Here is a 7,971-nt window from a genome sequence, read left to right as displayed (position 1 = left end):
GTCGCAATCCACACCGAACCCGAAAGGCCCTCACCCGTTCAAGATCCCCCAGCCGAGATCTGACTCACCTGTCCACAACCTCCCGAGACAGAACATCTAGGGCAGCACCTTGCACGCCTTCCACCACCCGCCGGTCGACCACCCCACGGTCCCCGGCGTCGGCTACCACCCACAGCACGCGCAGCGAGCCTGGCGCGACGTCGTCGACCTGCTTGCCGAGTGCCTGCCCGTGACGGAAGATCCGCGGGCATGACCCAGGCCAACAGCCTGCCGCCAGGCTCGGTCCGCATTGGGCACTCACAGGTCAGGGATCGGTCCGAACGCCCCCAGCGGCAGGTGCGGCTCGATCAACTCCCACTCGGCATCGGTCAGGTCACCACGATTCACGCGACCGGTCTACCGCAGCCAGCACCCTCCTGGAGCGGGAATGACCGATCCCGTGATCTCAACTCAGAACACTCCCTAGGCACCGTGCGCGGCGAAGAGTTGGCGGGTCCTGCTCCACTTCTTGAGCGGGACCCGCCCTGTGGCGGCTGGAGTTCAGACAGCGGCCGGGGCCGCGTGGGACTGGGTGGGCACGAAGGCTCCGTCGGCCAGGGCGGCGAGGTGGCGCTCGGCGTCCAGGGCGGCGGCCGCACCGGTGCCGGCGGCGGTGATGGCCTGGCGGTAGGTGTGGTCGACGACGTCTCCGGCGGCGAAGACGCCGGGCAGGCTTGTGCGGGTGGTGGGGGAGGCCACCGTGATGTAGCCCTCGGTGTCCAGGTGGAGCTGGCCGTTGAAGAGTTCGGTACGCGGGTCGTGGCCGATGGCGATGAACAGGCCCGTCACGTCCAGGTCGCGGGTGGCGCCGGTGTGGACGTCGCGCAAGGCGACGCCGGAGAGCATGCCGCCCTCTTCCTTGATCTCGGCGAGCTCGCTGTCGAAGGCGAAGGAGATCTTGTCGTCGGCGAAGGCCCGGTTCTGCATGACCTTGGAGGCGCGCAGGGTGGAGCGGCGGTGGACGACGGTCACGGACTTGGCGAAGCGGGTGAGGAACGTTGCTTCCTCCATGGCGGTGTCGCCGCCGCCGACCACGACGATGTCCCGGTCACGGAAGAAGAACCCGTCACAGGTCGCACACCAGGACACCCCGCGCCCGGACAGTTCCTCTTCGTGCGGCAGGCCGAGCTTGCGGTAGCCGGAGCCGGTCGCCACGATCACCGTCTTCGCGCGGTGCACCGTTCCGGCCGAGTCGGTCAGCAGCTTGACGTCGCCGGTGAGGTCGACGGCCGTGATGTCGTCGTCGATCATTTCGGCGCCGAACTTCTCGGCCTGGGCCCGCATGTTGGCCATCAGGTCCGGGCCATCGACTCCCTCGGGAAAGCCGGGGAAGTTCTCGACCTCGGTCGTGGTGGTCAGCGAACCGCCGACGAAGATGCTGCTGCCGAAGAGGACCGGCCTGAGCTGAGCGCGGGCGGTGTAGAGGGCGGCGGTGTAGCCGGCCGGACCGGAGCCGATGATGACGACGTCCCGCACACCGTCGGCGGTCGTACCGCTCACGCCGCTCATGCCTCCTGCTTGGCGTCGATCTCGGCGATCAGGGCCTCGATGCGGGTCTTGATCTCATCACGGATGGGGCGCACCGACTCGACGCCCTTGCCCGCCGGGTCCTCGAGGGCCCAGTCGAGGTACTTCTTGCCGGGGAAGATGGGGCAGGCGTCGCCGCAGCCCATGGTGATGACGTAGTCGGATGCCTGGACAGCCTCGGTGGTGAGGATCTTCGGCTTGGCGCCGGCGATGTCGACGCCGACCTCGCTCATCGCCTCGACGGCGGCCGGGTTGACCTGATCGCCCGGGATCGAGCCTGCGGAGCGGACCTCGATCCGGTCGCCCGCGAGGTGGGTGAGGAATCCGGCGGCCATCTGCGAGCGGCCCGCGTTGTGGACACAGACGAAGAGCACGGAGGCGAGCGGGGCGGTGGACATGGGTTCTTCCTTCACGAAGGGACCAGCGGGTGGTTCAGGCGGGCAGGGAGGACAGCAGTTCGGTGATGTGGGCGTCGATCGCGTCCCGGATGTCACGCACGGCGGCAAGCGGGGCGCCGTCGGGGTCGGCGACGGGCCGGTCCAGGTAGTGGCGGCCGGGCACGATCGGGCAGGCGTCGCCGCAGCCCATGGTCATGACGAGGTCGGCGGCCTGGACGACTTCGTCGGTCAGCGGCTTCGGGTACGCCCCGGCGGCGTCGACGCCGGCCTCGGTGAGGACCTGCCCGATGAACGGCTCCACCTCAGGCGGGGGGTGTGTGCCGGCCGAGGAGACGGTGACCCGGCCTGCGGCGCGGTGCGTGAGGAGGGCGGCGGCGGGCTTGGAGCGGCCCGCGTTGTGGCTGCAGACGAACAGCACACGCGGCAGCCCGCTGCCGGGGCGGCCCTGGACGTGGGTGAGAGCGTCCAGGCGTTCTGCGGTGAAGCGTTCGGCCAGCACGACCAGGTGCGTGCGCACTTGCGCGGTGGCGGCCAGCAGGCTGTAGGAGTCGGTGAGCAGCGCCTGGACGGTCTCGGCGGAGAAGCGGCCGGCGTGCCGGGTGGCGAGGCGGGCGACTCCGGCGGCCAGGCGCTGGTCGGGCAGGAGGGGTAGGGAGGAGGCGGACACGGGAACTCCTTCGACGCGCCCAACAAGTCATCTCGCGCTGGTATCAGCGCGAGGTGATGTGACAGTATCAGGGGATGCTGACTTCAGTCGATCCTGATGTGATCCGGGTATTGGGCGATCCGCTCCGCCTGAAAATCGTGACTCTGCTGGCGCGCGAGACGCTCTGCATGACGCACCTGGTCGAGGAGACCGGAGCCAAGCAGACCAACCTGTCCAACCACATGAAGGTGCTGCGCGAGGCCGGGCTGGTGGAGACCGAGCCGTGCGGCCGGTTCACCTACTTCAAGCTCAAGCCCGACGTCCTGGCCGGGCTGTCCGAGCAGTTCGCCGCGCTGGCCGCCTCCGCCCGTACCGGTGCCGAGAACAAGAGGGCTTGCCCATGACCCCCGCCGAAGCCACCCCGACCGCGGAATCCGCGAGACCCGCCGCCGAACCCGGCTCCGTCGCGCCCGCGCCCGGCGCCACTCCGCCGCGCAGGCCCCTGGTCGCCCGGGCCGCCGCCGAACTCATAGGCACGGCGCTGCTGGTAGCGGTCGTGGTCGGCTCCGGCATCCAGGCCACCGAACTGACCAAGGACGTCGGCCTGCAGCTGCTGGCCAACTCCCTCGCCACCGTTTTCGGCCTCGGCATCCTCATCCTGCTGCTCGGCCCGGTCTCCGGCGCCCACTTCAACCCGGTCGTCACCCTGGCCGAGTGGTGGACGGCGCGCCGCGGGGGAGCCGGGGTCACCCTGCGCGAGGTGGCGGTGTACGTGCCCGCGCAGATCGTCGGCGCGATCGCGGGCGCGATCCTGGCGGATGCCATGTTCGGCAAGCCGCTGGTGGAGTGGTCCACGCACGACCGCTCCGCAGGCCATCTGCTGCTGGGCGAGGTCGTCGCCACGGCCGGTCTGATCCTGCTGATCTTCGGTCTGGCCCGAGCCGACCGACTGCAGTTCGCACCCGTGGCCGTCGCCTCCTACATCGGCGCCGCGTACTGGTTCACCTCGTCGACGTCCTTCGCCAACCCGGCGGTGACCATCGGCCGCGCCTTCACCGACACCTTCGCGGGCATCGCGCCCGGCTCGGTCCTGGGCTTCATCGGCATGCAGATCATCGGCGGCGTAGTCGGACTGGCCCTGGTGGCCCTCATCTTCATGCCCGGGCGACCGGCCGAATGACCAACGGGACGCAGGTGGTGGTGATCGGCGGCGGCCAGGCGGGACTCGCCGCCGGCTACCACCTGCGCCGCCTCGGCCTGGACTTCGTCGTCCTCGACGCCCAGTCCACGCCGGGCGGCGCCTGGCAGCACACCTGGGACTCCCTGCACCTGTTCTCCCCGGCCGCCTACTCCTCCCTGCCCGGCCGCCTCATGCCGCCCCAGCCCGGCGAGACCTTCCCGGGCGCCGGGCACGTGGTGGCCTACCTCGCCGACTACGAAAAGCGCTACGAGCTGCCGGTACAGCGCGGCGTCCGGGCTGAGGCCGTACACCGGGACGGCCGGTTTCTGCGTGTCGAGACCGACTGCGGTACTTGGCGGGCGCTGGCGGTCATCAGCGCCACCGGGACCTGGTCGCGGCCCTTCCTGCCCGCCGTCCCCGGCGCCAGGGCGTTCACCGGCCGCCAGCTGCACACCACCGGCTACCGCCGCCCGGCCGGCTTGGCCGGCCGGCGCGTCGTCGTGGTCGGCGGCGGCAACTCCGGCGCGCAGATCGCCGCCGACCTCGCCCTCAACGGGGTGGAGCCGACCTGGGTCACGCAGCGCCCGCCGCGCTACCTCGCCGACGACATCGACGGCCGGGTGCTGTTCGGCGTCGCCACCGCCCGCCGCCGCGCCCTGGACGCGGGCCGCATCGACACCGGCGGCGTTGCCTCCCTCGGGGACATCGTCGCCGTCCCTCCCGTACGCGCCGCCCGCGATGCCGGGCTGCTCGAGCCGCGGCAGATGTTCACCCGGCTCACGGATAGGGGCATCGAATGGGCAGACGGCTCACATGCTGACGCGGACGCCATCATCTGGTGCACCGGCTTCCGCCCGGCGCTGTCCCACCTGAACCCGCTGGGCCTGCGGCAGGCACGGGGCCACATCCCGACCGAGGGCACGCGCGCCGTGCACGAGCCGCGCCTGCATCTGCTCGGCTACGGCGACTGGACCGGACCGGCCTCCGCCACGCTGATCGGGGTGGGCCGCCCCGCACGCGACGCGGCACGCCAGATCACCGAACCGCTGTAGGTCCGCGCCCCGCGCCCGGACGTCAGGCGGCGGCCGCCGTGGTCAGCAGCTTGCCCATGGCGGCGAGCACGGACGGCTCGACGCGGTAGTAGACCCAGGTGCCGCGCCGCTCGGAGGTGAGCAGGCCGGCCTCCTTGAGCTTCTTCAGGTGGTGGGAGACGGTCGGCTGGGAGACGCCGACGTCGGAGATGTCGCACACGCACGCCTCGCCGCCCTCGTGCGAGGCGACCGCGGAGAACAGGCGCAGCCGGACGGGGTCACCGAGCGCCTTGAACATCCGGGCGGCCGTCTCCGCCTCCTGGGCGGTGAACGGACGCTCGGTGAGCGGCGGGCAGCACGGCGCCGCACTGGCGTCGGCGGGCTCGAACAGCGGCAGCACCTTGGCATTCGACATATGTCTATGTTGACATATGTCGAACCAGCGGGGAGGGTCGCCTGCCTCAGCGGCGCGCGAGTGCGGCGGCCAGGTGCCGGGCGGCTCGGACGGCGTCCCGGCCGGCCCCGCCCAAGGAGTTGGAGGACAGGCTGCGCTGCCACTCCAGTCCCACGAAGGCCAGGCCCGGGTGGATGCTGGAGGCTCCGTCGCGGTGCCGGGGGTGGCCGGAGCCGTCCAGGGCGCCGGTGAGGCCGGCGAGGTAGGGCAGGTCGGGCCGGTAGCCGGTGGCCAGCAGGATCGTGTCCACCTTCTCCAGGCTTCCGTCGGCCCAGGTGACCTTGTCGCCCTCGATGGCGCTGAACAACTCCCGCCGGTCGGGGGCGCCGTGGGTGAGCGCGGAGCGGTAGCGGCGGTCGTCGATGACCAGCTGGGTCGGCGGGGTGCGCAGGAGGTGCCCGAGCGGGGCGGTGTCCAGCCTGGTGTGTTCGAACCAGAAGTGCAGGTCCGTCCGAGAACGTGCTGCCGGGCGAAGTTCACGGGGCTTCGGCTGGCCAGCGTCCCCCGGGCCACGGCGGCGAGTTCGGCCGCGATCTGCACCGCGGAGTTCCCTGCCCCGACCACGATCACTCGCTGCCCGGCGAACGGCTCCGGGCTGCGGTATCCGGCGGCGTGCAGGACCCGGCTGGTGAACCCCTGCAGACCCGGCAGGACTGGGCGGTAGGGGCGGCCGAAGGTGCCGGACGCCGCCACGACGGCGCGCGCCGACAGCCGCTCACCGCCCTGCACCTCTGCTTCGAACCCGCCGTCGCTTCGGCGAAGGCCGGTGACGCGGCGGCCGGTGCGGATGTCCGCGGCCAGGCGGGCTGCGTAGGCGCTCAGGTAGGCGACGACCTCGTCGCGGTGCGGGTAGCGGTCCGGTCGGCGCCGGGGAACGGCATCCCGGGCAGGGAGCTGTACCGGGCGGGCGAGAAGAGGGTGAGGCTGTCGTAGTAGTGCGGCCACGATCCGGCCGCACGGTCGGACGCCTCCAGGGCCGCGGGCTGCACGTCCTCCCTCAGGAGGGCGTGGGCCGTGGCCAGCCCCGACTGTCCGCCGCCGATCACCATGATGTCGACGTGCTCCATGCAAGACCCCATGAATTCGATGCATGTCTATGTTGACGCACGTCGAATCAGGTGTAATGCTGGCCGCGCAAGCCATCGACAGACGTCGAAACACGCAAGGAGTCGCCGTGAACGCGCCCGCCCCTACCGAGCTGCCCGTCGTCGTGATCGGAGCCGGACCGGCCGGTCTGGCCGCCGCCGCCCACCTGACCGAACACGGCATGGAGCCCCTGGTCCTGGAGGCCGGAGCAGGGGCCGGCGCCGCGGTGCGCGAGTGGTCCCACGTGCGCCTGTTCTCGACCTGGGGTGAGCTCACCGACCCGGCTACGGAGAAGCTGCTCGCCCCGACCGGCTGGACCAAGCCGGACGCGACCACGTATCCCACCGGCGGGGACTGGGCCGAGCAGTACCTCCAGCCGCTGGCCGACGTCCTCGGAGAGCGGGTGCGTTTCGGTGCCACCGTCACCGGTGTCTCCCGGGCCGGACGCGACCGGATCGTCGACGCCGACCGCGAGAGTCAGCCCTTCGTCGTCCACGTCACCTATGCCGACGCCCGGGAGGAGCGCCTGTTCGCCCGCGCGGTGATCGACGCCTCCGGCACCTGGACCACCCCGAGTCCGGCCGGCGCCAGCGGCCTGCCCGCGCTCGGCGAGCGCGCGGCCGCAGACCGCATCACCTACCGCGTGCCCGACCTCAAGGACCCGGCCGTCCGGGCCCGGTACGCGGGCAAGCGCACCGCCGTCATCGGCTCCGGCGCCTCCGCCTTCACCGCGCTGGCCACCCTCGCCGACGTCGCCCAGGACGAGCCGGGCACCCGCGCGGTGTGGATCCTGCGCCGGGGCCTGTCCGGTTCCACCTTCGGCGGCGGCGAAGCCGACCAGCTGCCCGCCCGCGGCGCCCTCGGGCTCGCGGCGAAGACGGCTGTCGACAACGGCTACGCGGACGCGGTCACCGGATTCCGCACCGAAGAGATCGAGCGGGCGGACGAGGGCCGCCTGGTGCTGGCCGGTGAGGACGGCCGCCGCCTCGACCCGGTGGACGAGCTCATCGTGCTGACCGGCCTGCGCCCCGACCTGTCCTTCCTGTCCGAACTCCGCCTCGGCCTGGACGCGCGCCTCCAGGCACCCACTGAACTGGCGCCGCTGATCGACCCCAACCAGCACTCCTGCGGCACCGTCTACCCGCACGGCCACCGCGAGCTGTCCCACCCCGAACCCGGCGTCTACCTGGTCGGCATGAAGTCCTACGGCCGCGCCCCCACCTTCCTCGCCATGACCGGCTACGAGCAGGTCCGCTCCGTCACCGCAGCGATCGCCGGCGACCTCGAGTCCGCCGACCGCGTCGAACTCACCCTCCCCGAGACCGGAGTGTGCGGCGGCGCCGGCCTGTTCGACGACCCGGCAGCCCGGCAGGCCGACGGCGGCGGCTGCTGCGCCCCGGCGCCCGCGCTCGTACAGATCGGCGTCGGCGCGCCCGCCGCCACGGTGACCGAGGAAGCGCCGGCGGGCGGCTGCTGCGGCTCGTGACCGACCTCAACACCCCCAAGCGGGGGGGGGGGGGGGGGAAAGGGGGGGGGGGGGGGGGGAGGGCCGCCCCCCCCCCCCCCTTTGTTCTTCAAACACCACGACGGGGAAGCCCCTCCCCCCTCCT

Annotated in this window: 10 protein-coding genes and 2 pseudogenes; 5 read left to right on the top strand and 7 right to left on the bottom strand. The window is 72.0% G+C overall.

Annotated features, from left to right (window positions below):
* Positions 1-100: 100 nt before the first annotated feature.
* A pseudogene (locus ACZ5XS_RS44835) lies at positions 101-253 on the top strand (dienelactone hydrolase family protein); the annotation flags it as partial.
* Between the two features lie 287 nt (positions 254-540).
* Here the strand turns inward: ACZ5XS_RS44835 and trxB are convergent.
* Genes trxB through ACZ5XS_RS44820 form a run of 3 tightly spaced genes read right to left on the bottom strand, consistent with a single transcriptional unit; the run spans position 541 to position 2,631 of the window.
* Positions 541-1,548 (bottom strand): thioredoxin-disulfide reductase, encoded by a 1,008-nt coding sequence (gene trxB, locus ACZ5XS_RS44830; RefSeq protein WP_468661461.1) that lies wholly within the window; start codon positions 1,546-1,548, stop codon positions 541-543.
* Positions 1,545-1,964, bottom strand: a complete 420-nt coding sequence (locus ACZ5XS_RS44825; RefSeq protein WP_468661459.1) for an arsenate reductase ArsC — start codon at positions 1,962-1,964, stop codon at positions 1,545-1,547. The genes trxB and ACZ5XS_RS44825 overlap by 4 nt, the downstream gene beginning before the upstream one ends.
* A gap of 34 nt (positions 1,965-1,998) precedes the next feature.
* Positions 1,999-2,631 carry an arsenate reductase/protein-tyrosine-phosphatase family protein gene (locus tag ACZ5XS_RS44820; protein WP_468661457.1) on the bottom strand — a complete coding sequence of 211 codons (633 nt, stop codon included), beginning with the start codon at positions 2,629-2,631 and terminating at the stop codon, positions 1,999-2,001.
* Positions 2,632-2,705: 74 nt separating this feature from the next.
* On the opposite strand from ACZ5XS_RS44820, the gene ACZ5XS_RS44815 reads away from it, so the two are divergent.
* Genes ACZ5XS_RS44815 through ACZ5XS_RS44805 form a run of 3 tightly spaced genes read left to right on the top strand, consistent with a single transcriptional unit; the run spans position 2,706 to position 4,842 of the window.
* Positions 2,706-3,014 (top strand): ArsR/SmtB family transcription factor, encoded by a 309-nt coding sequence (locus ACZ5XS_RS44815; RefSeq protein ID WP_468661455.1) that lies wholly within the window; start codon positions 2,706-2,708, stop codon positions 3,012-3,014.
* Positions 3,011-3,790 carry an aquaporin gene (locus tag ACZ5XS_RS44810; protein WP_468661453.1) on the top strand — a complete coding sequence of 260 codons (780 nt, stop codon included), beginning with the start codon at positions 3,011-3,013 and terminating at the stop codon, positions 3,788-3,790. Before ACZ5XS_RS44815 ends, ACZ5XS_RS44810 begins: the two co-directional genes overlap by 4 nt.
* Positions 3,787-4,842: an ArsO family NAD(P)H-dependent flavin-containing monooxygenase gene (locus ACZ5XS_RS44805; RefSeq protein ID WP_468661451.1), complete on the top strand. Its 1,056-nt coding sequence runs from the start codon at positions 3,787-3,789 to the stop codon at positions 4,840-4,842. Before ACZ5XS_RS44810 ends, ACZ5XS_RS44805 begins: the two co-directional genes overlap by 4 nt.
* 22 nt (positions 4,843-4,864) lie before the next feature.
* On the opposite strand, the gene ACZ5XS_RS44800 is transcribed toward ACZ5XS_RS44805, so the two are convergent.
* From ACZ5XS_RS44800 to ACZ5XS_RS44785, 4 genes and pseudogenes are all read right to left on the bottom strand, one after another.
* Entirely contained in the window at positions 4,865-5,236 is a 372-nt protein-coding gene (locus ACZ5XS_RS44800; RefSeq protein WP_468661465.1) for an ArsR/SmtB family transcription factor, read from the bottom strand.
* A 46-nt stretch (positions 5,237-5,282) separates the two neighbouring features.
* Positions 5,283-5,582: a hypothetical protein gene (locus ACZ5XS_RS44795; protein ID WP_468661469.1), complete on the bottom strand. Its 300-nt coding sequence runs from the start codon at positions 5,580-5,582 to the stop codon at positions 5,283-5,285.
* 239 nt (positions 5,583-5,821) lie between these two features.
* Positions 5,822-6,076, bottom strand: a pseudogene (locus tag ACZ5XS_RS44790) (NAD(P)-binding domain-containing protein); the annotation flags it as partial.
* A 17-nt stretch (positions 6,077-6,093) separates the two neighbouring features.
* Positions 6,094-6,342 (bottom strand): NAD(P)-binding protein, encoded by a 249-nt coding sequence (locus ACZ5XS_RS44785; protein WP_468661449.1) that lies wholly within the window; start codon positions 6,340-6,342, stop codon positions 6,094-6,096.
* A gap of 107 nt (positions 6,343-6,449) precedes the next feature.
* On the opposite strand from ACZ5XS_RS44785, the gene ACZ5XS_RS44780 reads away from it, so the two are divergent.
* On the top strand, positions 6,450-7,847 hold the full coding sequence (locus ACZ5XS_RS44780; RefSeq protein ID WP_468661447.1) for an NAD(P)-binding domain-containing protein: 1,398 nt from the start codon (positions 6,450-6,452) through the stop codon (positions 7,845-7,847).
* Positions 7,848-7,971: the final 124 nt, after the last annotated feature.

It is taken from the genome of Streptomyces sp. NPDC033131 (assembly GCF_055578365.1).
The sequence above is the reverse complement of the archived record's forward strand: the minus strand, read 5'-3'. Positions and strand labels throughout refer to the sequence as shown.